The organism is Paenibacillus ihuae (assembly GCF_001368795.1).
Lineage (GTDB): Bacteria > Bacillota > Bacilli > Paenibacillales > Paenibacillaceae > Paenibacillus_AQ > Paenibacillus_AQ ihuae.
This window is the reverse complement of the sequence record NZ_LN831198.1, coordinates 182,454-208,314: the sequence shown is the minus strand read 5'-3', so window position 1 is coordinate 208,314 and position 25,861 is coordinate 182,454. Positions and strand designations below refer to the sequence as shown.

Here is a 25,861-nt window from a genome sequence, read left to right as displayed (position 1 = left end):
CGTTGGTGCCGCTGTCGGCGTTAGCGTTGGTGCCGCTGTCGGCGTTGGCGTTGGTGCCGCTGTCGGCGTTGGCGTTGGTGCCGCTGTCGGCGTTGGTGCCGCTGTCGGCGTTGCTGTCGGCGTTGGCGACACTGTTACTGTCTGCACCATAGCCAGCGAATTCGCAACCAATGATGATCCTGCAGTACTTGTAGATGATGAGGAGCTTTTCAGGAACAATGCACTTGAAGGAACGGTTACTTTGGCCTGGCTGGGACTCTGCCACATCAGACGGATATTGGCATCACCGGCATTTTCATAATATTCTACTTTTATGTCATAATACTGTCCGGCTTTCAGGGTAATGCTTCCGGTACGCTCGGTACCGCTCTGCTTCATCCAGCTGTCGATGACGGCCGTTCCATTCACATAGACACGGATACCATCATCCGATGTTGTATAGAATTGGTAGGTTTCACTATAAGAAGGCTTAATCAGGCCGGTCCAGCGTGCGGAAAAAATATCTACGGGCAATGAAGCATCCGGTGATGCCAGACGCCAGTTGAAATTAAGCAGACTATCATTGCGTACCAGCACAGGCGTGCCGGACAGCGTTATATTCTTGAAATATTCACCTGATAGTCCGTTTACCAGCGGTACGGGTGCCAGCAATGTATTTTCAGGTACAGGTGTAGCTGTGGGCGTTGCTGTCGGCATAGCTGTCGGCGTTGCCGTTGGCGTTACCGTTGGCACAGCTGTCGGCGTTGCCGTTGGCGTTGCTGTCGGCGTTGCCGTTGGCGTTGCTGTCGGCGTTGCCGTTGGTGTTGCTGTCGGCGTTGCCGTTGGTGTAGCTGTCGGCGTTGCCGTAGCTCCTGGGACTGTCCATGCCTTATATTCATCCCGGGTCAGGGTATAGCTGTCATTCATAAAGCTTGTGATTGTAGCGGTGCTGTTGTTATCATAGAGCATTTTTCCCCAGTTCATCATATAAACGTAATTCTTCTGGGAGAGCTGCAGCTTAGCTGTACTCGGCATCTCACCATTCTCACCGATGCCGACCGGTTTACCGGCAGCCAGACTAACCAAGCTGTCATAATATCTATTCATATAATCATTATTGTATATGTCAGCTGCAAGTACATCGACCTTATTCGCACCAGGATAGGTCAGTTCATAGGGATCAGACCAGGCATTCGGAGCATTCGGATTCCATACCCACAGCAGATTGTTCAGTTTATGAACGTTAACAAAACGATCATACATAATATTCCAAAGATCAGTGAAATTGCTCTTCTTCCCCCACCAGAACCAGTCTCCGTTCATCTCATGGTAAGGTCTCCATAGTACTGGTACACCTGCATCCCGCAAGCTTTTGAGTGAAACTGCTACTTTATCGAGATCTGCAATCAGCGCAGTGTACTGCGCCGTACCTGGTGTTACATATTTATTGAACTCTGCTTGTGTCAGTGATCTCTGCACGTTAGCCCAAGTATACGTAGTGCCTGGAAGATTCTCATGAAAAGTCATCACTACGATACCGCCGGCTTTCGACCAGTTAATAGCACTATTAACTACATTCTTCCGTTGCGTTGCGGCAGTGCTTTCCGATTGTCCGCTGATTACTCCAAGCTCATATCCGTGAAGTGCGGCATATTGTCCGCTAGTTCCTTTCAGCTTGTTGCTAAATTCATCCGGGCTCTCCAGATAGTCATGCTGTCCTGAAATAATTCCTTTTCCGGAAATAGAATACAGGTTGCTGAGGAGTTTGACGGCTTCAGCTGAAGCGTCCGGATTAACTGGCACAGCTGTGCTTGAAGCTGCTTTAGCCCGGGAAGGTGCAAGTCCTAGTCCAAGCGGTACTGCGGACAAAAACACAGCCAGAGACAACACGGCGGACAACAGACGAAACTTACGGTAAGTTTTCAAAATGATCTTCCTTTCGGTAGCCAGGCTGCCACTTTTAAGAGGCCCTATAGCTTTGCGTCCCTATCTTTCGAGTAGGTTTGCCTTTGTCGTTTTGGAAGGATTTATCCTTCTTACCGTAAGTATCGACTCTATTAAGTTGTAGGTTTATAGCAAAAATGAAGATTTCTTAATAAATGGTTCTTAATACCTGTTTTGGATCTGTAACAATTGGTTAAATAGATTATTTAGGCCTATGAAATGAACTGTTGCAATGCTATATCCTTCCAGTCCAAGGTAATTCGGATATTATCCTCTTCCACCAGCTCGGAGCCGGTCTGCACTTCGATAAATTCCACATCCGTTAGCGCAAGGATCGCATGTTTGGTGCCTTCAGGGATGCGTACCACATCGCCCGCCTTTACGTTATGCATTTTCTCGTTAATCACAATGCTGGCTTCCCCGCTTACAAAGGTCCAGATTTCACTGCGTTTGCGGTGCAGCTGGTAGCTGATGTTCTTGCCCTCTTCAATAAAAATCCGCTTAGTCAGGACTTCATTGCCCTCATCGTACTTCACATAATCAATGACCTTGTAATGGCCCCAGCGGCGTTCCTCGAACATCGGTCTTTGCTCGTAAGACTTCAGCACTTCTTTGATCCGCGGGCTTTCCGCTTTATGCGTAACCAAGATGCCATCCGGGCTGGCGGCGATAATTAAATCCTTCGCCCCGATGACTGTAATCGGAATATCCAGCTCATTGATCAGGCAGGTCCCCTCCGAATCGGCAGTGACAACACCTTTTCCTACCAGATTGCTGCTCATTTCTTCGGTCAGCGTGTTCCAGGTACCCAGGTCCTTCCAGAAGCCTGCATAAGGCTGAACCACGATATTCTCCTCTTTTTCCACCACTTCGTAATCAAAGCTGATGGTGGCAAGCAGTTTATACTGCTTCTGCAGTTCCTCGTAGTTAAGCGGCAGCCCTTTGCGCTGCAGAATATCAAGCAGATAACCCAAGCGGAAAGCGAACACCCCGCAATTCCAAAGGGCTCCTTTGCTGATCAGACCTTCGGCTTGTACACGGTCAGGTTTTTCCTGGAAATGGCTCACTTGCAGATATCCGCTTGTTCCCGCCTCAGCACTGGTAGGGATGATATATCCGTATTTCTCTGACGCATGTTCAGGAACTACGCCCATCAGCGCCAGATTTGCGCCGCTCTCCTCCATTGTCTGCTCAAGCTGGACTACGGTATCGAAAAATGAAGCTTCTACATAGGGATCAACAGGCAGGATAGCGACTGTTTCGTCCGGAGAAACACCGGCCATCGAATACAGGTAAGCTGCTGTCAGCGCTATGGCCGGGAAGGTATCACGGCGCTCAGGCTCAACGATGATCGGAACCTCGCTGCCAAGCTGGCTCTGAATCGATTCCACCTGGCTGCGGCCCGTTGCCAGATAAGACGAACCTGTCATGCCCGCTTCCTCAAGCTGTCTCCAGACACGCTGTACCATAGATTCCGGTTCACCCGTCGGGCTTTCCAGTACCTTCAGAAATTGCTTCGAACGTGAATCGTTGGACAAAGGCCAGAGCCGTTTACCAGAACCGCCTGATAGAAGTACCAGTTTCATAAGTGAACCCTCCTATTTATGTGTTGTCGCGAAAATATCGGATTGTTATTCGTTCGCTGCGGACTGTGGAGCTGGAATGCTCCTTGCAGAATACTCTTCTGCAGCGCAGTATTCTTAAAGATCACACTGTTATGAGAGTCACTGCAAGGAATGTTTGGACTTTCGGCCGCTGTTGTCTGCAGATTTCCTGATTTAATACCGCTGTTCGCGGTTGAAATCCGCAGACAAAGGCGGACACTACGTTCCTACAGTTCCAAAATTCCTCTCCGTTCCATTCCATAACAGCTTACGGTTAAGAACTCCTGCTTGCTCGGGCGAGCAGTCTGGAAGCAACGCCTTTTTTGCTCGCTGCAACCGTCGGCGAAGCTCCCACCTAAAGGTCCGGTATTGCCGCTTGGTAGGCGGCAGTTAAGATCAAAACCTTACACAGCCCCGGCGACGCTTGGGGAATATCCGCTCAATCCGCCCATCTGCGGGCGGCCGACCGAGTGGTACTCCAGCCCGGTGCCTTCGATCTGCTCCTTGGAGTAGACGTTGCGGCCGTCGATCAGAATCTGGCGGCGCATGCTGCCGGCCAGCTGATGCAGATCGATATCCTTGAACTGGGCCCAGTCGGTCAGCAGGCAGATAGCGTCGCTGCCTTCAGCCGCCTCTTCCGGAAGACCGCACCAGCGCAGCTGCGGATGATCATACCCTGCTCTGAAGTTATCAGCAGCAATCGGGTCATACAGCTTCACTGTTGCTCCTTCTGCCACCAGTGCTTCGACGATTTCACGCGCCGGAGCTTCGCGGACATCATCGGTATTCGGTTTAAAGGCCAGCCCCCAGATACCGATGACTGCGCCGCGCAGGCTACCTAGCGATTCATGGAGCTTCGAGATGATCATGAACCGCTGGTCCTTGTTCACCTCAACCACTGATTTCAGCAGCTTGAACTCATAATCGACGTTACCGGCAATCTGGATCAGGGCATTGGTATCTTTCGGGAAACAGGAGCCTCCATAACCGATGCCGGCCTGCAGGAACGAGGAGCCGATTCTGCGGTCCATTCCCATGCCTTCCGCCACCATGGTTACATCAGCTCCCACTTTTTCGCAAATGTTGGCAATCTCATTAATAAAAGATATTTTGGTTGCCAGGAATGCGTTTGAAGCATATTTGATCATTTCCGCACTGCGGATATCGGTTACGAAGACATTTTCCGTGAAGCCCTGATGAAGCTGGCGCATGGTCGGCTCAAGCTGCGGATTATCGAGGCCGATAACGATCCGGTCCGGATGAAGGGTATCGCGGATTGCAGAGCCTTCACGCAGGAACTCGGGAGCGGAGACAATATCGAAGGGATGATTCGTGTGGGAAGCGATGAGGTTGCGGATTTTCTCATTCGTGCCAACCGGAACAGTCGACTTGGTCATGATGATTTTGTAGCCTTCCATCGCCTGGGCAATCTCCGTAGCGGCTCCTTCGATATACCTTAAATCCGCTTCGCCACCCGGCAAAGAAGGTGTACCCACAGCCAGAATGACGATATCAGAGCGGCGCACCGATTCCTGAAGATCCGAAGAGAAGGATAATCTGCCCTCCCGGAGATTCATCTCAATCAATGCCTCAATCCCCGGTTCATAGATGGGGGATTCCATCCGGTTAAGCTTGCTGATTTTTTCCTCATCCTTATCGACGCAGATGACATGATTCCCGTTAAGTGTAAAACATACGCCAGATACTAGACCGACATAACCGGTACCGATAACTGCCAGCTTCATACAATCATCCTCCTTTTAGGAAATTAATGTAGGCTTGCTCTACATATTGCTTGAACTGCTCCATAAACGCCTGTTCGTCGAATTTGCGGGCATGGCCCATAATTTGGCCGATATCCCATGGGTAGGATTCCACTTCGTGGATGGCCTTCAGTAAATCGTCAACCTCCTGGTTCTGAAAAAACACACCATTGACGTATGGCACGATAGTGTCCAGCGCGCCTCCGGCCTGATAAGCGATGACCGGTCTGCCTGCGGCATTCGCCTCCAACGGCGTAATCCCGAAATCCTCTTCTCCCGGAAAAATAAATGCCCGGCACTGTGACATCAGGCCTGTTACCTCTCCATCTTCCAGCCGTCCGAGGAAGGATACATTGTCTTTGGCCATGCCCTCCAGCCGTTTGCGGTCGGGTCCGTCACCGACGATATAGAGCTTAAGACCATTGCGGTTGAAGGCCTCCACGGCGAGATCGATCCGCTTGTAGGAAACAAGCCGGGAGACGATCAGGTAATAATCGCCGATGGAACTGGAGCTTGTGAACCGGGCGGTGTTGATCGGCGGGAAAATCACATCGGCATCCCGGTGATAATAGTTCTGAATCCGCTTCTTCACTACGGAAGAGTTGGCTACGAACTGGTTCACATTTTTGGATGTCCGCTGGTCCCAGGACTTGAGCCGCTGCATGTAGACCTTCAGCAGTCTTTTGAACAGTCCGGAGTTTGATTGCCGCTCCATGTATGTGTCATAATCCCAGGCGAAGCGCATTGGCGTATGGCAGTAGCATAGATGAAACGTCGATTCGGGCACTTGAATGCTTTTCATAAAAGCACTGCTGGAACTCAGGACAATATCATATCCGCGAAAGTCCAGATCTCGGATGGCCATGGGATAAAGCGGCAGCACCCCTTTGAAATTGGTCTTCACTCCCGGAATTTTTTGCAGCCAGGAGGCCCGGATATCCGCATCTTTGAGGTTGTCGGTTAGGCGGCTTCCGTTAAAAACCGTCGTGAAGATCGGAGCATCCGGATACATGTGGTGGAAAACTTCCACTACTCTTTCCGCCCCGCCCATTTGGATTAAGTAATCGTGCGCTATCGCAATTTTCATGTGAATCATCCTCAAAGTTTTATGGAGCAGCATCATCAAGTAGTGATTGTATGGATGCAGGCGGTTGTTGTTTACGCTTTGGCTTGAGTTCGGGAATCTATTAGGTCGCTGCCAGCAATCCTTTGTAGTAGTCAACGATGTCCTTGACTGTATTCTCGATGACGAAGTGCTCTTTCACCCGCTTCATTCCACTATCCGCCATCCGTCTGCGCTCTTCGGGATGGTCCAGCATCCAGGTGATTGATTCTGCGAGTACCTTAGCGTCTCCAGGCTGGATCAGCAGTCCCGTTACACCGGGTACTACGATCTCTACCGGTCCGCCTTCATTGGAGGCGATCACCGGCAGTCCAGCCGCCATGCCTTCGACGATAACCTGGCCAAACGGCTCGGGGGTGATCGACGTGTGTATCAGCAAATCAGCTTTATTCATCAGGCCCTGTATGTCATCCACATGTCCCAGCAGACTGACATTGCTCAGATCATCCTGCTGCATCTTGCGGATTAATTCCTGTTTGTATTCTTCTTCTCCAAAAAGCGCGTCACCGGCCAGCCAGAACTTCACCCGGCTATCTTGTTTAAACGCCTTCGCTGCTTCCAGCACGACATGCTGGCCTTTCCAGTGTGCCAGCCGCCCTACCAGGAGCACGTTGAAATCCTTCTGATCCCGTTTGCCGATTCCTTCGCCGATCGCTTTGGCAAAAGCGGAATACACGACGAGGGTTTTTTTGGTGCGGGGCAGCTCCAGCGCATTCAGCGTAGAGTGGGAATTGGCGATTACGCCGTTCGGGAGCAGGCGTGACAGGAGCCGGATAGCCTTGGCAACAACCGGCTTCAGGTACGGGGCTCCGATATGATCCCGGATGTGCCAGATCAGCGGCACTCCTGCTTTTTTGGCGGCAACTGCGCCGTAAAAGGCCGACTTCAGGGAATTGGTATGCACGCAATCCACTTTCTCCTGCTTGAGCAGCGGCGCCAGCTTGCGTCCGTAAGCCAGCAGCTTGATGGCTGCCGCCGGAGCGCCGAGGTTGACGGCGTTTCTGCCGCGGCTGCGGATGCTCTCATCCAGCGGGATAATGCGGACATCAATCCCTTTTTCGCGGAGCCGTTCAGCGAGCGTTCCTTCTTCCGCCAGGATTACCAGCGGCTCAATCTGCTCACCGATATTGGTAAGAATGTTGAAAAGAGCAACCTCTCCGCCGCTCCACTTCGCGGTGTGATCAATATAAGCGACTTTTAGCATCCTGCGGCCACACCCTTTCCCAAAGTTTCAAGGAATACGGATTCCACTCGGTCACCCACATGCTCCCAGGTGTATTTCTCCAGCACATGATCCCGGCATTCGTCGCGGCTCGGCAGCAGCTTACGGTTGCTTAGCATATGAATCATGCCTTCCGCCATATCATCGCTGGCCGCACTCTTGAACAGCAGCTCCGGGCGGAAACCCTGCAGAATTTCTTTGTTGCCGCCTACTGGCGTGGCCATTACGGGAAGACCGGAAGCAAGTGCTTCAACGGTGATCAGGCCGAAGCCTTCCAGCGCCTGCGAGGGAACCACGAACATATCGGCTGCCTGATAATAGGAGGCCAGCTGATGATCGGGAATGTATCCGAGCAGCCGGACCTTGTTAGCAAGGCCGTAATCGGCGATTTTTTCTTCCAGCTCAGCACGCAGCGGCCCTTTGCCGCCGATCAGCAGAATCGCATTCGGGAAGCGTTCCGTGACCTGCTTCCAGGCATCCAGCAGCTGGAGCAGCCCCATACGGTTCATCAGCCGCCGTACGGTAAGCACTGTCGTTGCCCCCTCCGGCAGATTCAGCGTCCGCCGAACGGCCAGCCGGTTGCTTGCCGGAACAAAACGTTCCACATTCGCAGCACCCGGGATAACGATGATCTTGTGCAGCGGTACACCGTGCAGCGTGTGCAGCATGTCACGGAAGTACTCGCTGAGTACGATGAATTTATCCGCCAGCTTATAGGCTTTGCGTTCAATTGATTTGGCAATGGTCGTCTTGACCCGGTGCTTAATGCCCTGGCCTTCGATCTTCATCTCTTCATTCCACGGTCCGTGAAAGGTCATAATCACCGGAATGCCCCGCTTCTTCGCTTCCATCGCCGGCCCAATGCCGTATGGGGCAAAATGCGAGTATAGGATATCAATACGCCCGCTGCCGTTTCCCATCAAATCCGCTGCTTTGCGCTGGAATGCATCCTTGCGCTTCCAGATGGTCTCTTTGGGATCGCCGGCGTTATGGATAATGAGTTCTTTGGGGGTGGAGGGCGTCTCCTGGCTGCAGATCAGCGCATGCACCTGATTGCGTGCGGAGAGCTGCTCGCATACGGATTTAAAATATGTGTTGAGCCCGCCGGGCTGGAGCGATGGCCAACTGAGGCCGGTCGTCATTATATTGAGTCCGTCACTGTACGGCATAGCTTCGCTCCCCTTTCTTTTCTTTCTCCGCCTGACCCTGTGCGTTGTGCCGGGCCAGCTTGCTGGAGCTTGTTAATTCGTAATGCTTGAAGCCGACCATGAATTCATACATCACCCAGAATACGGATACCGCGAATCCCGAAATGCCTTTTTTGAACAAACCGTGCAGGAAATATTTCTGCAGGAACCGTGCCGGCGGCCGCAGGAGCAGATTTCTCAGCTTAAACGGCTTCCCGCTGGCAAAAGCGCTTTGCGCCTCCAGATCGGTGTATTTGTTAAAGCGGGCCACATGGTCATTGATGCTCCGGAAGCCCTGGTGCCAGAGAATTCCGTTCAGGCGGACAGTCCGCTCTTCCTCAACCTCCGGCATTTCATGCACCAGAGAGTTGCGGATGCCGTACTCCTTGCGGTTGTACAGACGCACCAGGTATTCTCCTTTGTCCAGCCATCTGCCCAGGAAATCACCGATCCGGTAAAGCGAGTACGCCACAGCCCTGTCCGTCAGGGCCGGCTTACGCTGCAGAATATCCTGGGCCAGCTCATCGCTGACCACTTCGTCGGTATCAATCAGGAAGACCCAATCATGGACGGCGCGTTCCACCCCGAATTCCCTTTGTTTGGCATATCCGGGCCATGGGTTGACGTACACCCGGCAGTCTAGGCTTTCGGCCAGCTGCACCGTCCCGTCTTTACTTCCTCCGTCGATTACAACCACCTCATCGGCGAATAGTCGGCAGGACTGAATTGCTTTGGATATGCGAACTTCGTCATCCTGAGCAATGATGACAGCCGAAATCGGGTAACTGCCCGGGCCGCCAAGCACGCTTGTCACTGAATCCATGAAGGTCTCCTCCTTTACTGGTTTGGTCCGGTGTCTTTCGTCGCTGCGAGAAAGATTTGGGCTTTCGATCGCTGTTGTCTTCTGATTTCCTGATTGAACCGCGGCTGCGGTTGAAATCAGAAGACAAAGGCGAACGCTAACGCTTCTACAGCTCCAAACTTTCTCTTCGCTCCTCTGGCACCGTCCCTTGGTTTTTTAGCTGCTAAGTGCTCGCATCGAGTCCTCTGCTCGCATATTTAACTTCTTACTTAACTGCTGGTATCCATAGGTTTTTTACGAATATAAGAATTCATCGTCGTCTTCATCCACTGAATGTCTTCTCCGTTAATGAACAGCCGCGGAAGCTTGACTTTCAGGTTATATCTGATATTAAGAACAATGAACAAGAAGCGAAGCACTGAAGAGGAGAGCATCGCTACCCCTGCTCCGAACAATCCGAACTTCGGCACCAGCAGGAAGAGCAGCGGGATCACCAGGATCAGGCCCACCCCCTGAAGGATGGAGACAAACTTCGGTTTGCCGAGCGCCATAAACACCTGAGCCAGAATCAGTGTACCTCCGCTGATCGTTACTTCCAGCAGCAGCAGGCGGAACACAGTCAGTGCTGTGTTGAAATCCTTGCCGTACAGCAGCGGAATTACGAATGGAGCCACCAGCATCAGGAACAGCGCACCGAGCAAGGTGCAGGTGGTGCTGATCCGGAAAGCTTTGAAGGTCAGCGCAACCGCCTCATCCTTCGACAGCTCGGAAGCTTTCGGGAACAGCACCACTGTGATTGAATTTGAGAAGAAGTTGACCATCCGCGACAGGCTCACCGCGACCGCGTACAACCCCAGATCGGCTGGCCGCAGCAGGCCGGCGATAATGATCTGGTCAATATAGTAGGAGAACTGGCCGAGCAGGTCATTGCCGTAAGAGCCGAGCCCGTAGGTAAACAATCTTTTGAAATTCAGGTAAGTATCTTTCATCTTTACCTTGTAGGTGCGGAGCAGCGAGATCGTCATCCAGATAAACAGCGGAACCGACGGAACCAGATAGGCCAGTGCGGTAGTAAATGGATTCATGCTTCCGGTAAGGATCAGAATCCCAATCGCTGCAAGCGTCAAAAGCGGAATCAGATACCGCAGCAGGTTGAAGGTTCTGTAATCCCCTCTGAATTGAAAGGCTGCATTATTGACCTGTGAGAGCACAATCAGCGGGCATAGGATCATCGACACCTGCGCAAACAGGACGACGTCCGGGCTGAAGGATTTCAGCCAGTACGGCAAGACCAGAATGCCTACCGTCGTTGCTGCCACCCCGAACCCAAGCCCGATTAACAGCGCCACCCGGTATAGCACTCCGGCTTCATCCGGGTTCTTCTTAGCGTTGTAGATCAGCGCCGAGGGAATACCGAAACTCATACTGAACGCCAGAAACTGCGACCAGTTCACCATAGCCGTCTGTTCCCCGCGGCCTGTTGGGCCTAAGTAGCGGGCGGTCAGCACACCGGTAAGCATATTTACCAGCAGTATCAGTATGCTGACCATCATCGTTTTTACGGCGGCAGAGCTGTTGTTCTTGCTCTTCGTAAAGCTCTTGAGCGAGGACCAGACAGTGCTAGTGGGAAATGATTTCGCGTTCAACTGCTGCATGTGGTGTCCCCTTCTTTCTGCTCTCAATAATCTCTTTAGCGCCAAGGCCCAGGCCAATCAGCATCCAGATCAGATATCCTTTAAGTCCGGGGAATCCGTTGTCCGATACCAGGCTGACTACCGCTCCCGTCCATGCGGCCAGCGACAGCCTGGCATAAGGCTGGAGACTGTCCTTGCTGGTTACCCGGCTGACAATTTGTTTAATAACTGCACCGAGTGCACCGAAGAAGAACAAAGCACCCAATACTCCGAAGGTAAGCAGCAATGCGATAAACCCGTTATCCATATTGCCGTATTCCCCGAGTTCTCCTCCGTTGCCTATCTTCGTTCCTTGCCCTACACTGCCTATCCCTTGACCCACCGGATTGGATGCGACCATCGGCAGCATGTTCTGCCAAAGGCTGAGCCGTTCGTTATAGGAGTGGTCTTCCTGCACAGAGGTAAGTGTCTCCATCCGGGCGACCAGCCCCTCCGCACCCGGAAGCTTTGGTACAATCCAGAACAGCGCCGCCGCTACAAAGACCAGTTGGAGCAGTGCCTTCCACTTGCCCTTCGAAGGCGAGGAGCCGATGTAGACCAGCAGCATTACCAGCATCACCAGCCACGCGGAGCGGACCAGAGTGGTCAGCAGGCAGATCACTACGAGCAGTACGCCGATCCAGCGCAGTGTGCCTTGCCATCTCTTCTCCAGAATCATCGGAACCAGCGCGAACACCAGGAAGGTTGCAGCCGGCCCGGGTGAATTCAGTGTGGAGAAGACCCGGATTTCCAAAGGATACGGGGTTCCGATGGACATCATATCGGCGTTCCTCATCCAGAAGGCATCCCATGGCGGAACGGTCAGATATTGAATGATACCGTAAACGGCTACCAGCACTGCAATGTTGGCAAAAGAGTACAGCAGCCGGTCAATATCCTTCGGGTTGAACCGCGTGACTGCAAAGAATGGAATCAGCAGCAGCGGAACGATGTAATTCGCCAGGTCGTACACTGAACCTATGCCGTTCTTGGCCAGGCCGATCAGTGCACCGTAGGCCAGGGCTACGGAGAACAGCAGGATGATCCGGGTGGAGGATTTGCGGATGCGGTGAATCTCCTTGAGCACCGGAACCGCAAGCAGTGCACCCGTTAGCAGCGGCGCCAGACTGAGCAGGGATACGGAATGGTACACACCCTCCGACCAGTCAGCGATACGCCTCAGCTCCGGAGCCACCGCCCATACGAGCAGTGTGTAGGTGAGCAGCTGCTTCGGCTTCACCAGCGCCAGCAGGAAGGCGGGAAAGAGAATCCCCGCCAGAACCACGCCCTGCAGGCTGTTCGAAGCACTAAGTTTCGCACTGGCGAACCCGATCATCAGCGGAAGGCCAAGGCATATGGCACATATCAACGCCATAACCGCACCCGATCTTACCGCTGTCAAGGATGGCAGCGTCAAGCTGCTTTCATTCTGGTCCGACATCTTCTTTTCCCACCTCCGCTCCGGTCATTCATTCAAGACTGCTGCCCTTCATTTTATCCTTCTTGCGCAGCTCTTTGAGCAGCAGGACCAGGAATTGGGCATCGTCCACAAGATATCTTTTCCAGAGCCGTCCCGGCTCCTGGCTGAGCCGCCAGAACCATTCGAGCCCTGTCTTTTGCATAAAGTTCGGCGCCCGCTTTACCGAACCGGAGAGAAAATCAAAGGTAGCGCCCACGCCGATCGAAATCGGCGCCTGATAAGAGGTGTAATGGCGGTAGATCCATTTCTCCTGCTTCGGCGCACCCACACCGACAAATACGATATCCGGCCGGCTGTCTGTCAGCATCTGGATGATACGCCGGTTCTCCTCTTCGTTATGCTCGAAGCCATAGGAAGGGGAATAGCAGCCGACGATGTTCATATCCGGATAAGCCGCTTTTAGATTCTGAGTAGCCCGCTCGGGAACCCCTTCTGCTGAGCCAAGGAAGAACAGGCGGTATTTCCTCTGCTCAAAGGCATTGCCCAGACGGCTGAAAAGATCTGCGCCGGATACTTTCTGCTTCAGCGGTTTGCCGAGCATCTTAGAAGCCCAGATCAGCGGCATTCCGTCCGCTACTACAGCGCCTGCTTCGGAATAAACCGTCTGAAACTCTTTGTCCTTACGGAGCTTGATCACATGATCGACGTTGCAGGTCAGGATGTAGGACTGGTTCCTTTCCTGAATCGTTTTGTCGATATATTCAAGCAAATCCATGAAATCATAGTTATCGAAATTGACATCGAACATGTTAACTTGGTTCATCGTATCACTTCTTTTTGTGGGGAGTCGGCCTACTGTGAAGATCGATACAGGCAGTTCAGGTACCAACAGAACGGAATAATGGATTGGACCGTCGACAGCGTGTTGTCGGAGAAAGAATAAATAAGAAACGCTGCTATAAAGAGCAGATAGTAAGGTTTGACCGGCGGTGCCAAAGCTCTGTAAACCAGAAGAAACACAGCCAATAAGGAAAGCAGCAGCAGTATAGCGCCGATATACCCTCCATCGAAGTAAAACCGGATGTACTCATTATGCGGAACAACAAAGCCTTTATAGAGCGTCCCGTCATTCGCGACCGTAACTGCTCCCAGTCCTCTTCCCGACCATGGGGAATCTGCCGCTTTATTCAGGAAGTACTCCCAGGCCTCCGCCCGCCCCGACAGGTCAACCCCCGTTTCAGTTGTCCGTTCAAAGGAACGCTTCTTGATGTTATCCAGCTGCAGATAAACTGCCGAGAAGATTAACATCACTGAACATAGCAGTGGAATCAGATACTGCGTTTTGCCTTTTAAGTACTGGCGTGAGATGTCGTAGAAATAATAGAGAATCATCAGCACCAGGGCTAATATAGGTCCGCGCGTTCCTGTTCCGATCAGAATCAGAAAGTTCAGCGCCAGCATGATGTAGAAATAACGGATATGCTGCGGACTGCGTTTAATCTCAATAAATGAAATGCCTATACCCATGAAGGCCAGCATCGCCAAATGCGCCGGAATGTTCGCCCCCTGTATCCGTACAGCGCCAGTGAACTCAATGTCGAGAAATGCATGCATGTGAGCCGCCTGCAGCAGCACTCCCGCCAGCACACTGACCAGCGGCAGCATGGCGATGATGCGGATTTGCTTCTCAGCCACCTCTTTCTTCCAATTGATCAGGAGAAATACGAAGGGAAGCGATAATCCGATGAAGGCTTTTACGGCAATCGAGGAGCTCATCTCCGGCAGCCAGATGGAGAAGCCGAAGGTGATAAATACCAGTCCCAGCATGGCCCATAGGGGAGGACTAAGCTTGAACTTCAGTCCGTTTACCAGAATGCAGGGCACCAGAAGCACCAGGATCACCAGCTTGTAGAGCGAGAGGATTTCAATTCCGAACATGCTGCCGTTGTACAAGAAATTGATGGAGATGGCTGTCGTCAGCAGAACGAAATAACTAATCAGCTCGGGTCGTGAAATGGAGACAACCAGCAAAATAATCAGGAGTACGGCCGCTACCGCAATTGCCGGCTGGTAAATGACCGCTGTCCCCAGGAACAGTGCGGACACGAGGTAGAGCATTCCGTATGGCAAAGCGTTCATTTTGGAGCCCCACTCAAAATTAGTCATTGTCTTCCCTCACCCCGCTGCAGATTCCCTCTTCCTGTTCCAGAACATATGAAGAGTTCCACGAATGCTCTCCAGCCGGCACCTGTTCAAAAGTTTTCTGCCCTGGCTTCTGGAAAGTACCGAGTCCACCAGGATATACACTACTTTGGCGGCTGTCTTTCCGAGCAGGAGCAGATTACCTTTTACCCCTTCGCTTTTCATGGCGTTGGAGATGCCCTGGCTGTAATACCTTTTCATAATCCAATCTTCCGTCAGGCGCCCTGCCGCTACGAAATGCTCGACGGCCATCTGCGGATGATAAAGGATGGTGTGCCCTTCTTTCTGCAGTTGGCCGAACAGCCACGTCTCTTCACCGGAGATAAGGGAGTCCCCTTTTCTTCCGAGATCCAGCGGGAACAGGCTGATGTTGAACGCGGGTTTGCGCATCGCCATATTGGCTCCGCAAGGATGCAGCCGCTTCGGATATTCCCTGACCTTGCCGCCCAGATCGACGATAGTGTACGGCAGCTCGAACGGCTTAATCAGCCAGTCCGGGCGCTTACTCTCGAAGATGGGGGCGACTTTTCCGCCCATGGCCATGACTTCCGGCCTTTCATCAAATGTATTAATGATTGTGGTAATCCAATTCCGGCAAGGTATCGCGTCATCATCGAGAAATGCAATGATTTGCGACTTGGAAGCCAGAATCCCTGTATTCCGGGCCGCCGACAATCCCTGTACCGGCTCCAGAAGATATCGGATATCCATTTCTGCACCATGAGCCTCAATAAAGCCTTTAATGGCGGCTGCCGAGTCATCCGTGGAGCTGTTATCCACCACAATGATCTCAGCCTCCTGCAGGTTCTCCAGTGTGATTAGGGACTGGAGCGTCTTAACCAGTAAAGCCGACCTGTTATAAGTGCAGATAATAATGGAAATCTTAGGGACGTGTCCGTACTCAGTCATCGGCTATCACCCAATTCCCATAATTTTAATAAGCGTCTTTGGAACCGAGCAGCATCAGGCCGGTTTTAAAAATGATCTTAAGGTCCAGCATCGTGCTGCGGATATGGATATAAGTCAGATCCAGCTGCACCATTTCGTCGAAACCGACACTGTTTCTGGCGTTAACCTGCCAGTATCCTGTGCATCCCGGTGTAACCAGCAGCCGCTGCTTGTCGTAATCCGTATACTGCGCCACCTCTTCAACGAGCGGAGGACGGGGACCAACAAGACTCATGTGGCCCATCAGCACGTTCCAGAGCTGAGGCAGTTCATCGATGCTAGTCTTGCGCAGGAATCTTCCGATCCGTGTGATGCGGGGATCATTTTTGATCTTGAACATTGCCCCGCTCACTTCGTTATAGGCCATCAGATTCGCTTTCAGCTCCTCGGCATTGGAGACCATGGATCTGAACTTATACATGGGAAACAGCTTTTCGTCTTTGCCTACCCGGTTTTGCCGGAAGAACACTTTGCCTTTGGGGTCTTCCAGCTTGATCAGGATGGCCACAAGAGCGAAGAGCGGCAGTAGTACGAGAAGGCCAAGAGCGGAGAAAAAAACGTCGATAATCCGCTTCATTACCAGATAGGAATCCATTTCTTTACTTCCTTCTTTGGCATGCAGCATGTAAAGTTTCGGCAGGACGGCCTCATAGTCTTCCGGCAGTTTTTGCATGCTCATTTCTCCTCATTCCTCCTAATGTTTAGGTGCAAATTAGCTTTGTTAAGTATTCGCAAGATTGGATTAGCTGCTGAGAGTGATTTGTCCGGCTTTGCTGAGCCATTCCGCCATCGCATCCATCACCGGATAGCGCAGGTCGTCGCTCTGAAGTGCAAATTCCAGCGTAGTCAAAATGTAACCGAGCCGTTCGCCGACATCGTATCTCGTACCATCAAAGTTATAGGCATAAACCCGTTCGCTCTGATTCAGCTTCTGGATGGCATCCGTAAGCTGGATTTCGCCTCCGGCACCCTTTTCCTGCAGGTCCAGATATTTAAAGATTTTTGGAGTAAATACGTAACGTCCCATGATTGCCAGATTGGATGGTGCTGTACCCAGCGCCGGCTTCTCAACAAAATTGTTAACCCGGTAGAGCCGTCCGTCCTGAAGATCCGGTTCAATAATCCCGTAGCGGTTGGTGAATTCATCCGGAATCTCCTGTACCCCGATCACCGAATTTTGTGTTTCTTCGTATTGATCGATCAGCTGCTTGAGGCATGGCGTTTTTCCGGTTACGATATCATCCCCCAGCATTACGCCGAAAGGCTCGTCTCCGATAAACCGTCTTGCGCACCAAACCGCATGTCCGAGACCCTTTGGTTCTTTTTGCCGGATATAGTGTATTTCCACTTTAGAGGAACGTTGAACTTCTTTAAGCAGCTCCAGCTTGCCGTCTTCCAGCAGGCGGGACTCCAGTTCGAAGGCGTTGTCGAAGTGATCCTCGATCGCCCGCTTTCCTTTACCGGTAACGATAATGATGTCCTCAATACCGGAAGCAATGGCTTCTTCCACGATATACTGAATGGTCGGTTTGTTGATGATTGGAAGCATTTCCTTAGGCATGGCCTTTGTCGCAGGCAGGAAGCGCGTTCCTAGCCCTGCTGCAGGGATAATTACCTTCTTTACCTTTTTCATCGCACTTACCTCCTATAAAGTTTGGTGGGATATGTTTGAAAACTCTTATTTAGCCTGATTCATGGCGATGCCAAGAATTTTAGAACCGGTCTGTTCCATCAGCACCTTCAGCTTGCGGACGGCTTCACGTTTGGTCTTCCCGTGTCTTGCCACGAGGATTACACCATCGGATAGCGGGGCCAGAATCCGCGCATCACTGAATTCTACCGCCGGCGGAGAGTCAAGCAGGATCAGATCGAAGCTTGCCTTCAGCTCATCCAGCAGAGTGGCCATTTTGTCGCTGCCGAGCAGATCCGGAGGACTCACCCGGGTAATACCGGCTGGAATAACCGCCAGATTGGCAAGGTTCCCGTAGACGGCAATATCCTTGGCTTCCTCCTGTCCGCTCAAGTAAGAGGCAAGACCCTGGCTGCCTTCCACCTCGAACACGTTATGGAGTCCCGGATGACGCAGGTTGCAGTCAACCACAGCAACTCTTTTACCGTCCTGGACAAAAGAAACGGCGAGGTTGGACAGGATCGTCGTCTTGCCTTCTCCTCCTTCAGCGGAAGTAAAGAGAAGCACCTGCCCGCCGCTCCCTCCGGCCAACCCAAGCTGGCGGATATAGGTACGAAGCGAGCGGAAGGATTCAGAGATATGCGAAGACGGGTTCAGGTCCGCGATTAAACTTTTATTCGGCCGTAACATAAGCGCCCTCCCCTACTCTTGCCTTAGCATTTGCCGCTTTGCCGAGATCGCGTTTGCGGATTGTCGGGATGCTGGCAATGACCGGCAGTCCCAGATCAAATTCAGCTTCCTTCTCGGTGCGGAGTGTTCCATTGAGTGTTTCAAGCAGCAGGATAATTCCGATAGCGGCCATCAATGAGACAACAAAGCTGATAACCAGGTTCATTGCAAAACTGCCGTTTGTCGCTGCCGGTACATCCGCCGGATCCGCCGGAGTCAGGAATGTTACATTGTCCAGCTTCATGAGCGTTGGCAGGCTGCGGATGAAGCTTTGCGAAACCGCGTTTACAATATTTGCCGCCTTGCTGTAACTTTCATCCTCTACACTGAGATTGATGACCTGGCTTTTCTCGGAGGTCTTTACCTGCAGCTTCGCAGCCAGCTGATCTTCCGTAAGGCCAAACTCCGGATGATCGGCTACAACACTCTTCATAATCGTGGGAGACTTCATAATTTCCTTGTAGCTCTCGATGAGGTTAAGGCTGAAGTTCAAGTTGTTGAGATTATTGCTCTCGGGTACATTTGCAGTATTGTTGACCAGCAGCTGTCCGGAGGCGGAGTAGACGGGTACAACGAAGTTCTTGCTGATGTAGAAGGTGGTAGCACAGGAGATTAATACAAACACCGTTATCAACCACAACCTCTTCTTAATCAGGTTAATGTAATCTAAAATCGTCTTTTCCACAGTAACCCTCCTTCCGCATTAGTTGCATTCTGAAAGCAATCATGAAAGTTTCAGATATCTTGCTTTAATTCTATCAAGCGGTACGAGTTGCCACATGGCTCCTACCATTACTTTAATCTTCACTTTCGTGTGAGTGGGTTTGGTCCGTAAGTGGGGCCTCATGGTATACTTTTGTACCATGCCGCTGGTAAATATTATCAATAGATGGAAGCTAAGCCGACGCAGCCCGTTATTTCATTAGCAAAACCTTTAAATCCCTATACATCACTGTGTTAGCTTCAGGGAGATTTGGACACAAAAAAACACGGACATCCGTGTCCGTGTTCCATCATTTCATGAATGATTACAAAAGCCTGTTAATCATAAGACATTTCGTACTTGGTCAGCCCTACCGCATTAGCGTACAGCGCAGCCTGCGTCCGGTCAGCCACCTGAAGCTTGGCAAGAATCTGGCTCACATGCTTCTTGACCGTAAATTCACTGATGAACAGACGCGAAGCAATGTCCTTATTGCAGGCACCCTGGCCAAGTTCAATCAGCACTTCCTTCTCCTTCGGTGTCAATTCGTCCGTCGGGCTGCTGCCGCTCATCCGCATCTTATCTTCCATCAGTCCGGGATCATAATACTTCCGGCCCTTATGGACCAACTGGATCGCGAACAGCAATTCTTCCGGCAGTGCTTCCTTCAGCACATAGCCGTCAACCAGGACTTCTTCCGCTTTGAGGAAGTCCTCTCTGCTTGCCGAAGAGGTCAGCAGAATAAATTTGCTGCTCAGCCCGCGGGCCCTCGCAGCCTTGATCACATCCAAACCCGACTCATCAGCTAGCCTCAGATCAATCAGCACAAGATCAGGCTGTGTCTCCTCAATAACAAGAAGAGCTTCCTGGCCATTCGTTGCTTCGCCTGCAAAATGCAGATTAGGCTGCATGGAAATGACTGCTGCCAATCCTCTTCTCACCAAAGGGTGATCATCAACAATGACGATATTCACTTGAACGACCTCCTGCCTAAAGTTTATGCATTTTTTAATTCAGCCACACCGACAGGTATTGAAATTAAAATCTTGGTTCCTGCATTCTCGCTGCTCGATAACTGGAAATCTCCGCCTAAAGACTGAGCCAGATACTGCATATTCTTCATGCCAAGTCCGCTGGTAGTATCCTCAGACGTTGTCCAGAGCAGATCAGTATCAAAACCGACGCCATCGTCCACTATTGAAAGTCTGATCCATTTGGGCTTGAGGGACAGTTCGACATCCACCCTGCTGGCCGCACCATGACGTATGGCGTTGCCTGTCGCTTCAGAAATAATCCGAAAGAGAGCCTTGTGGTAAGGATAAGGGAGACTGAAATCATCACCCGTTATTTTCAATTCAATTTCCACATCGTTTAACCTGGATAAACTCTTAAGATGCGATCTCACCATACCCAGCCAGGTAGGTCCGCCGCTTTTCTTGGAGCTGAGACTGTAGATCGTAATCCGCAGCTCTTTGGCAACCTTGGTCGCTGAATCATGAATGAGGTCAATCTGCTCTTCCAGCTCGGACTCGGACATTTTACGCCAGGTCTGCTTCAGGGAGTGGGTTGCGTACACAATGCCGAAAAGGCTCTGCGACACGCTGTCATGCATTTCATCCGCTATCCGGTTCTGTTCATTCGTGATGATCAGCCGATTTTCGATGACACCCAGTTCATGGCGCTCAAGAATAATTGCGCTAAGCTCCGACAGAAACATAAGCTGCTGAATATACCATCTGCGGCCCTCAAGACCCTCCGACGATTCCAGCTTCACGCCGATCATACCGACAAATCGGGTGCTCATCCTTACCGGCATCAGCAAAAAGTCGCCAAGGCCAGGCAGACTCTTGAACACCGGCTCACGCTGCAGTCTCCACTCGTGCTCATGCTTTTCCAGCTCTGTGAACAAAAAACGTTCTTCTTCATGCTGCCAGCCGGTCTGCCGGCTCTGGGGAGCGGGTTCACCACTTTTCTTGGCGAACCAGAACAAGGCCTTATCCAATTTGGTAAGCTTCACCACATAGTCCGTGATGACCTGCCCGATGTTCATGAAGTCATGCTGGCTGGAGGTTTCCACGATATGATAGAGTGATTTAATATGCTCCATGGTCTCGTTGGTCCGCGCGTTTGCTTCTTCCCGCTGCCGCTTGATCCTGTTAACCATTTGCATAACTATAACCGTAAGTACCAGGGCTAGAAACAAGTTTCCATTCTGAAGCACCGCATCTGCGAAAGATTTGCCTTCAGAGTTCAAAAAAACGTAACAAAATGTAGTCACTATGCCAATATAACTCAGAAGCAGGCTCCACCTGAAATAAAATGACAATGAGCCTGCCGCAATTAAAACAGGATTCAGCACATAGAGCTTGAAGGAGCTCTCAAAGCCGCCAGTCAGTAAAGTCAATGCTATAACGCCCGCCATCTCTATACTAACTACCAGCATAAGAACCCGTGGTCTGGCCCGGAGCCTCCGGTAGTAGATCGTGAACACTTGAGCAATCATAAAGAGTGCAATGATTAATAGGGATTTATAAAGTACGGAAGGCCCCGTGTGGTCCAGGAGGTACATAAGCGATGTGAGGGACAAAGAGAAATATCTGTAAAAAGCAATCATTCTGTCTTCCGCGGTTGTTTTAATGTTCATCCCACCACCCTATTCTCCACCTTTTTTGGAAAATGCGAGCTTATCAAAGCTTTGTTTAAAAGCATCATACATGAGAAAAATCACAATAACAAGTTTCAACATTTGCTGATAGCGTTTTCTTTTCAAAAAAATAACAGAATGTCCACCTTTTTTTCCTAAGTTCAACTTAATTTTATCCATATAAGCCAAAGATAGCGCTATCAATCTCAAATAAAAGTTTGAGGAACAGCGAATTAGCCTCTCCACCAGCTGGACAGGCTAATTCGCTGAATACTATCGGTTATAGGGCATCATCCGGGCAGCTTATTCGGCTACTACTGGCAAAGATAGATGCAACTTGTTAGGATCACAGATACAAATCTGATAACGCTGCTCGCCAACGATATGATACCCGGTGGACAGAATACGTACAGTATGATTATTACGCACATCCACCTTATGGAGACTACGGCAACTAATGCAGTAAAACTCTCTCATGGTTTCATCTCCGGCATAACATAGTCAATAAGAACTAATAAAAACTGCTAATATTATCTAAATGATAACATCCTATTTTTATCAGTGTCAACATCAATCATCATATTCCGACAACAATCCACACATGAAGCAGAATTATGTCGGCTAATGAACGTTACTGCGGCAAAGCTGGGGGGAAATCCCCATATATTTCTTAAATAGCCTCGAAAAATAAAACGGATCGCTGTACTGCAGCATGCCTGAAATCTCCTTGATCTGCAGGGAGGTATTCAGCAGTAAATGCTTTGCTTCCGCCATTTTGAGCCGGTGGATATATTCATGCAGCGGATATCCGCTGCTGCTGCGGACCAGACGTCTCAGCGTAGACATGGAAATATGGTGCTTTGCGGCAATCCGCGGTAAGTCCGGCTGCTCATACACACAGGAATTCAAGTCCTTGCGAATCTGCGGCATAGCATCATGCTGCCAGAACCGCGTATTGTCCCGGGTCACGAGCGAACATTCCAGCAGGATCGCCTCCAGACGAAGTGCTGCCCGGTCGGCATCAGCAGGTTCGCCCCCGTCCATGAGACCCAGGACCTCCTCGAACGAAGCCGCAAGTCCTGCCAGTGCATTTCCCTGAAATATCATTCCCGCTGCTATTAGACCCGACTCCAGCCACTCATCCACACGCTTCCCGTTAAAATTAATATAATATTCATCCCAGCTCCCTCCAGGCGGCGGACCAAAGCTATAGCTGCTCTCCGGGCGAAAGAAGAACAGGCTGCCTTCCCGGACCGTTTGAACCTCCCCCCCGTTCTCCGCCAAGGTACCGGAGCCGGATACAATATAGACCAGCGCCCAATGTTCAAAAACTACACCCCTGCGGAATAACGTTCTGCCTGGCAGGTGACCTGCTTGCCCTATCCGGATGCCTCCCAGCCTTAACATAGAGCTATCCACCTTCGGATCAATAATCCTAATGGGATACGGACTGATCATATAATCCATGACCTTGGCCATACATTGCATTCCTCCCTTTGTTTAGGAGTGATATGGTTAATCTGAAGATGATCATATTCTACATGAATAAGAGGTGTCCACGCTATGTCAGAAATCCCTGTCTTACAGCTGTTGCCCCGCCCGCGAACACTTACAGTGACCGGAGGACTATTCCGGATCCCGGCCAAAGGAAGTATCGTTCTTAACGATGCAGAGAACCGTGACATTCTGCCCGCTGCCCGCAAGCTTCAAGAGGTGACTTCACAAGTCCTCCGGCTGGAGCTGCCCCTGTCTATAGGTCCCCGTCCCTCCCGCCAGTCTGCCTATAACTTTAGTTATAATCGGCTGCTTCCGGCACAGGCCTATGAGATTACAGCCGGAGCGGACGGAATCGCGATAAGCTACAGTACTCCGGAAGGCGCTTACTACGCAGTCGCCACGCTGAAACAAATCCTGGAGCAATGCGGAAGAGACGTGCCTTATCTATCCATTCTCGATCAACCGGACTTTGCAGCCAGAGGCCTGATGATCGATATCAGCCGCAACAAAATCCCGAAGCTTGAAACGCTTTACCGGATCATTGATCTGATGTCGGATTTGAAGTTCAACCAGCTGCAGTTATATATAGAAGGTTCTCCTTTTGCCTATGAGTCTTTTCCACGGGTCTGGGAGCTGGAAACACCGATAACCGGCGAAGAAATTCTGCGGATTGATGCCTATAGCCGTGAGCGTTTTATCGAGCTGGTACCGAACCAGAACAGCTTCGGCCACATGGAGCATTGGCTGAGCCGGCCGGAGTTCAATCACCTGGCTGAAATTCCAGAGGGCTTCATGCTCCCGGATACAATGTATGACAGCGATCTGTATCCGGACGGTCTGTTTATGCAGCCTGGGACCTTCCATACGGAAGACCCTGAAGTCCTTAGTCTGCTGGGCAGAATGTACGATGATCTTCTTCCCTATTTCACTTCATCGCAATTTAATGTCGGTTGTGATGAGACCTATGAGCTAGGGCTTGGTAAAAGTAAAGCACTGGCCGACTCCGCAGGCAAAGGGCAGCTCTACTTGTCTTTCCTGCAAAGGATTCATGAGCTTGTTACCGCCAGAGGCAAAACGATGCAATTCTGGGGGGATATTATTATCCAGCATCCGGAGCTGATCCCGCACCTGCCTAAAGATATCATTGCCATGGAATGGGGCTACAGCGCCGGGCATCCGTTCGAGGCGGATACACTTAAATTCCGTGAAGCGGGAATCCCGTTCTATGTCTGTCCCGGCACCAGCTCCTGGAACTCCCTGACCGGACGGACCGACAATATGCTGGCCAATCTTCGCAATGCCGCTGTTCACGGCAAAACGAACGGGGCAATAGGCTACCTGATTACGGATTGGGGAGACTTCGGGCATTGGCAGCATCTTCCTGTCAGCTATGCCGGCTTCATATACGGTGCCGCATTATCCTGGAATGTGGAGAACAATCTCGAAGCTGATGTTGCAGGATATTTGAACCGTTCCGTCTTCCAGGACCGTTCAGCAACAATCGGACAATTGCTGCTTGACCTTGGCAATTATTATAAACTGGAATCCGGAACCTTACGTCCCAACGATTCAGAGCTGTCCATGCTGCTGCGCAGCCGGCTGGACAATATGGGAATTGTCAAGAAGCTTACACCAGTTCATTTTGATCAGCTTGAAGCGTACATCAGCACGATAGAGGAGCAACTGGAGGAGCTGGATCTGGCATGCGATGATGCGGAGCTTGTCCGGGAGGAGCTTGCGAACGGTATCCATTTTGTGAAACATGCGTTATACCTCGGACGGCTTAAGCTGCAGCTGACTACATCCCCAGGTAAAATTGATCCGGCTCTGCTTCAAGGTCAGATTAAGGATCTTGACCTGCTGCTGCACAGCTACCGCCAATTGTGGACCCGGCGCAACCGGGCTGGCGGTCTTGAGCAAAGTGTCAGCAAGCTGCTCCGCCTCCGAAGTGAATATGAAGCCCTGATCTAAGACCTATTTACCATATCAAAGGCCCGGCAGACCGGATTGGATTTCACTTGGTCTGCCGAGCCTTCATCTCATTCACGCTCTGCCGTTCTCTTTGCCTGAAGAAATTCCCCGCGGATTTCCTCATATTGATTCGCCAGCATTTCACGCTCCCGCTGCTCCAGCTCTTCCCGGCCCGCGCTTTCCCGCAGGCTCTCATCATCTTCGAAGATGTTCCAGATGTCCGAGAAGAGATAACCTTTAATCTCGACCGATGCCCCGGCCGATCTCCCGTTCTGCCAGAACAATCCCCTGGAGGTGCGCAGCACGGTGCGCCCATCGGGAGTGGCGGCCTTTTGCCCGATCCGGATCTGCATCAGCATTTGGCCCAAGGTATACCATTTCATCTGCAAACCACCCCCATAAGTTCTAATTGAAATAGACCGCTCTGCAGCATATAATCATGGTGAAAACCCACATTTTTCCTTTTAAAAATAAGTTTTTTGACAGGAGACAAGCCTACTATGAATTGGCTGGAGGATTATAAGGAGGAGCTTTACACCGTATTTCAAGATTGCAGAACGATCATCTCCGGATTTCCGGAACCGCTCCGTTCACAGGGACTGGCCTATCTGGAGCAATTTGATGTATTCCAGGTTCACAGCAAGAAGAACTACATCTGCTATCTTCTGCCGTACTGGTTAAGCAGCGAGTGCGGATTAAGCGCCGGAGAGACGCGCCGGATGTCCGCAGGCAATGTGGTGCTGATGCTCTTTTTTTTCCTGCAGGACGATCTGATGGATAACAGGCATTCGGAACCTGCCGAAGTGCTGCCGCTTGCTAA

At 51.2% G+C, this 25,861-nt stretch carries 22 protein-coding genes, 1 pseudogene and 1 riboswitch; of the genes and pseudogenes, 2 read left to right on the top strand and 21 right to left on the bottom strand.

The window, feature by feature from the left end; all coding sequences use genetic code 11:
* From AQR02_RS00905 to AQR02_RS00810, 20 genes are all read right to left on the bottom strand, one after another.
* On the bottom strand, positions 1–1,905 hold a 1,905-nt coding region (locus AQR02_RS00905; protein ID WP_209444104.1), incomplete at its 3' end, for a glycosyl hydrolase.
* Between the two features lie 12 nt (positions 1,906–1,917).
* Positions 1,918–1,997: riboswitch (cyclic di-GMP riboswitch) on the bottom strand.
* Positions 1,998–2,135: 138 nt separating this feature from the next.
* Entirely contained in the window at positions 2,136–3,509 is a 1,374-nt protein-coding gene (locus AQR02_RS00900; protein WP_054938984.1) for a sugar phosphate nucleotidyltransferase, read from the bottom strand.
* Between the two features lie 422 nt (positions 3,510–3,931).
* Positions 3,932–5,272 (bottom strand): UDP-glucose dehydrogenase family protein, encoded by a 1,341-nt coding sequence (locus tag AQR02_RS00895; protein ID WP_054938983.1) that lies wholly within the window; start codon positions 5,270–5,272, stop codon positions 3,932–3,934.
* 4 nt (positions 5,273–5,276) lie between these two features.
* Positions 5,277–6,377: a glycosyltransferase gene (locus tag AQR02_RS00890; RefSeq protein ID WP_054938982.1), complete on the bottom strand. Its 1,101-nt coding sequence runs from the start codon at positions 6,375–6,377 to the stop codon at positions 5,277–5,279.
* A gap of 100 nt (positions 6,378–6,477) precedes the next feature.
* On the bottom strand, positions 6,478–7,617 hold the full coding sequence (locus AQR02_RS00885) for a glycosyltransferase family 4 protein (protein ID WP_054938981.1): 1,140 nt from the start codon (positions 7,615–7,617) through the stop codon (positions 6,478–6,480).
* A complete protein-coding gene (locus AQR02_RS00880; protein ID WP_054938980.1) occupies positions 7,611–8,804 on the bottom strand; it encodes a glycosyltransferase family 4 protein in 1,194 nt (397 codons plus the stop codon). The genes AQR02_RS00885 and AQR02_RS00880 overlap by 7 nt, the downstream gene beginning before the upstream one ends.
* On the bottom strand, positions 8,791–9,645 hold the full coding sequence (locus tag AQR02_RS00875; RefSeq protein ID WP_054938979.1) for a glycosyltransferase family 2 protein: 855 nt from the start codon (positions 9,643–9,645) through the stop codon (positions 8,791–8,793). The genes AQR02_RS00880 and AQR02_RS00875 overlap by 14 nt, the downstream gene beginning before the upstream one ends.
* A gap of 248 nt (positions 9,646–9,893) precedes the next feature.
* Positions 9,894–11,279, bottom strand: coding sequence for a lipopolysaccharide biosynthesis protein (locus AQR02_RS00870; RefSeq protein ID WP_054938978.1), 1,386 nt, complete (start codon positions 11,277–11,279; stop codon positions 9,894–9,896).
* The gene (locus tag AQR02_RS00865; protein ID WP_054938977.1) at positions 11,245–12,738 is read right to left on the bottom strand and encodes an O-antigen ligase family protein; all 1,494 of its coding nucleotides are present in this window, start codon (positions 12,736–12,738) and stop codon (positions 11,245–11,247) included. Before AQR02_RS00865 ends, AQR02_RS00870 begins: the two co-directional genes overlap by 35 nt.
* Positions 12,739–12,766: 28 nt before the next feature.
* On the bottom strand, positions 12,767–13,540 hold the full coding sequence (locus AQR02_RS00860; RefSeq protein WP_054938976.1) for a WecB/TagA/CpsF family glycosyltransferase: 774 nt from the start codon (positions 13,538–13,540) through the stop codon (positions 12,767–12,769).
* Positions 13,541–13,569: 29 nt separating this feature from the next.
* Positions 13,570–14,883 carry an O-antigen ligase family protein gene (locus AQR02_RS00855; protein ID WP_054938975.1) on the bottom strand — a complete coding sequence of 438 codons (1,314 nt, stop codon included), beginning with the start codon at positions 14,881–14,883 and terminating at the stop codon, positions 13,570–13,572.
* A gap of 9 nt (positions 14,884–14,892) precedes the next feature.
* Positions 14,893–15,828 (bottom strand): glycosyltransferase, encoded by a 936-nt coding sequence (locus tag AQR02_RS00850; protein WP_054938974.1) that lies wholly within the window; start codon positions 15,826–15,828, stop codon positions 14,893–14,895.
* 25 nt (positions 15,829–15,853) lie between these two features.
* Positions 15,854–16,546, bottom strand: coding sequence for a sugar transferase (locus tag AQR02_RS00845; protein WP_054938973.1), 693 nt, complete (start codon positions 16,544–16,546; stop codon positions 15,854–15,856).
* A gap of 63 nt (positions 16,547–16,609) precedes the next feature.
* On the bottom strand, positions 16,610–17,500 hold the full coding sequence (galU, locus tag AQR02_RS00840) for a UTP--glucose-1-phosphate uridylyltransferase GalU (RefSeq protein WP_054938972.1): 891 nt from the start codon (positions 17,498–17,500) through the stop codon (positions 16,610–16,612).
* Positions 17,501–17,545: 45 nt separating this feature from the next.
* Positions 17,546–18,187 (bottom strand): CpsD/CapB family tyrosine-protein kinase, encoded by a 642-nt coding sequence (locus tag AQR02_RS00835; RefSeq protein WP_054938971.1) that lies wholly within the window; start codon positions 18,185–18,187, stop codon positions 17,546–17,548.
* On the bottom strand, positions 18,171–18,911 hold the full coding sequence (locus tag AQR02_RS00830; RefSeq protein WP_054938970.1) for a YveK family protein: 741 nt from the start codon (positions 18,909–18,911) through the stop codon (positions 18,171–18,173). Before AQR02_RS00830 ends, AQR02_RS00835 begins: the two co-directional genes overlap by 17 nt.
* 356 nt (positions 18,912–19,267) lie before the next feature.
* A complete protein-coding gene (locus tag AQR02_RS00825) occupies positions 19,268–19,903 on the bottom strand; it encodes a response regulator (protein ID WP_054938969.1) in 636 nt (211 codons plus the stop codon).
* Between the two features lie 23 nt (positions 19,904–19,926).
* Positions 19,927–21,573 (bottom strand): sensor histidine kinase, encoded by a 1,647-nt coding sequence (locus tag AQR02_RS00820; RefSeq protein WP_054938968.1) that lies wholly within the window; start codon positions 21,571–21,573, stop codon positions 19,927–19,929.
* A 9-nt stretch (positions 21,574–21,582) separates the two neighbouring features.
* Positions 21,583–21,753: a hypothetical protein gene (locus tag AQR02_RS00815; RefSeq protein ID WP_209444103.1), complete on the bottom strand. Its 171-nt coding sequence runs from the start codon at positions 21,751–21,753 to the stop codon at positions 21,583–21,585.
* A 441-nt stretch (positions 21,754–22,194) separates the two neighbouring features.
* On the bottom strand, positions 22,195–23,052 hold the full coding sequence (locus AQR02_RS00810) for an AraC family transcriptional regulator (protein ID WP_054938966.1): 858 nt from the start codon (positions 23,050–23,052) through the stop codon (positions 22,195–22,197).
* 84 nt (positions 23,053–23,136) lie between these two features.
* Here AQR02_RS00810 and AQR02_RS00805 point away from each other — a divergent pair, with 84 nt between their 5' ends.
* Positions 23,137–25,041, top strand: coding sequence for a beta-N-acetylhexosaminidase (locus AQR02_RS00805; RefSeq protein ID WP_054938965.1), 1,905 nt, complete (start codon positions 23,137–23,139; stop codon positions 25,039–25,041).
* Positions 25,042–25,109: 68 nt separating this feature from the next.
* Here AQR02_RS00805 and AQR02_RS00800 read toward each other — a convergent pair whose 3' ends face one another.
* Positions 25,110–25,424 carry a hypothetical protein gene (locus AQR02_RS00800; RefSeq protein ID WP_054938964.1) on the bottom strand — a complete coding sequence of 105 codons (315 nt, stop codon included), beginning with the start codon at positions 25,422–25,424 and terminating at the stop codon, positions 25,110–25,112.
* A gap of 117 nt (positions 25,425–25,541) precedes the next feature.
* On the opposite strand from AQR02_RS00800, the pseudogene AQR02_RS00795 reads away from it, so the two are divergent.
* Positions 25,542–25,861, top strand: a pseudogene (locus AQR02_RS00795) (hypothetical protein); the annotation flags it as partial.

Excerpts from the sequence above, each read along its gene's own strand:
- AQR02_RS00900 (WP_054938984.1), bottom strand. The coding sequence starts at position 3,509 with ATGAAACTGGTACTTCTATCAGGCGGTTCTGGTAAACGGCTCTGGCCT.
- AQR02_RS00895 (WP_054938983.1), bottom strand. The coding sequence starts at position 5,272 with ATGAAGCTGGCAGTTATCGGTACCGGTTATGTCGGTCTAGTATCTGGC.
- AQR02_RS00890 (WP_054938982.1), bottom strand. The coding sequence starts at position 6,377 with ATGAAAATTGCGATAGCGCACGATTACTTAATCCAAATGGGCGGGGCG.
- AQR02_RS00885 (WP_054938981.1), bottom strand. The coding sequence starts at position 7,617 with ATGCTAAAAGTCGCTTATATTGATCACACCGCGAAGTGGAGCGGCGGA.
- AQR02_RS00880 (WP_054938980.1), bottom strand. The coding sequence starts at position 8,804 with ATGCCGTACAGTGACGGACTCAATATAATGACGACCGGCCTCAGTTGG.
- AQR02_RS00875 (WP_054938979.1), bottom strand. The coding sequence starts at position 9,645 with ATGGATTCAGTGACAAGCGTGCTTGGCGGCCCGGGCAGTTACCCGATT.
- AQR02_RS00870 (WP_054938978.1), bottom strand. The coding sequence starts at position 11,279 with ATGCAGCAGTTGAACGCGAAATCATTTCCCACTAGCACTGTCTGGTCC.
- AQR02_RS00865 (WP_054938977.1), bottom strand. The coding sequence starts at position 12,738 with ATGTCGGACCAGAATGAAAGCAGCTTGACGCTGCCATCCTTGACAGCG.
- AQR02_RS00860 (WP_054938976.1), bottom strand. The coding sequence starts at position 13,540 with ATGAACCAAGTTAACATGTTCGATGTCAATTTCGATAACTATGATTTC.
- AQR02_RS00855 (WP_054938975.1), bottom strand. The coding sequence starts at position 14,883 with ATGACTAATTTTGAGTGGGGCTCCAAAATGAACGCTTTGCCATACGGA.
- AQR02_RS00850 (WP_054938974.1), bottom strand. The coding sequence starts at position 15,828 with ATGACTGAGTACGGACACGTCCCTAAGATTTCCATTATTATCTGCACT.
- AQR02_RS00845 (WP_054938973.1), bottom strand. The coding sequence starts at position 16,546 with ATGAGCATGCAAAAACTGCCGGAAGACTATGAGGCCGTCCTGCCGAAA.
- galU (WP_054938972.1), bottom strand. The coding sequence starts at position 17,500 with ATGAAAAAGGTAAAGAAGGTAATTATCCCTGCAGCAGGGCTAGGAACG.
- AQR02_RS00835 (WP_054938971.1), bottom strand. The coding sequence starts at position 18,187 with ATGTTACGGCCGAATAAAAGTTTAATCGCGGACCTGAACCCGTCTTCG.
- AQR02_RS00820 (WP_054938968.1), bottom strand. The coding sequence starts at position 21,573 with ATGAACATTAAAACAACCGCGGAAGACAGAATGATTGCTTTTTACAGA.
- AQR02_RS00815 (WP_209444103.1), bottom strand. The coding sequence starts at position 21,753 with ATGGATAAAATTAAGTTGAACTTAGGAAAAAAAGGTGGACATTCTGTT.
- AQR02_RS00810 (WP_054938966.1), bottom strand. The coding sequence starts at position 23,052 with ATGGCCAAGGTCATGGATTATATGATCAGTCCGTATCCCATTAGGATT.
- AQR02_RS00805 (WP_054938965.1), top strand. The coding sequence starts at position 23,137 with ATGTCAGAAATCCCTGTCTTACAGCTGTTGCCCCGCCCGCGAACACTT.
- AQR02_RS00800 (WP_054938964.1), bottom strand. The coding sequence starts at position 25,424 with ATGAAATGGTATACCTTGGGCCAAATGCTGATGCAGATCCGGATCGGG.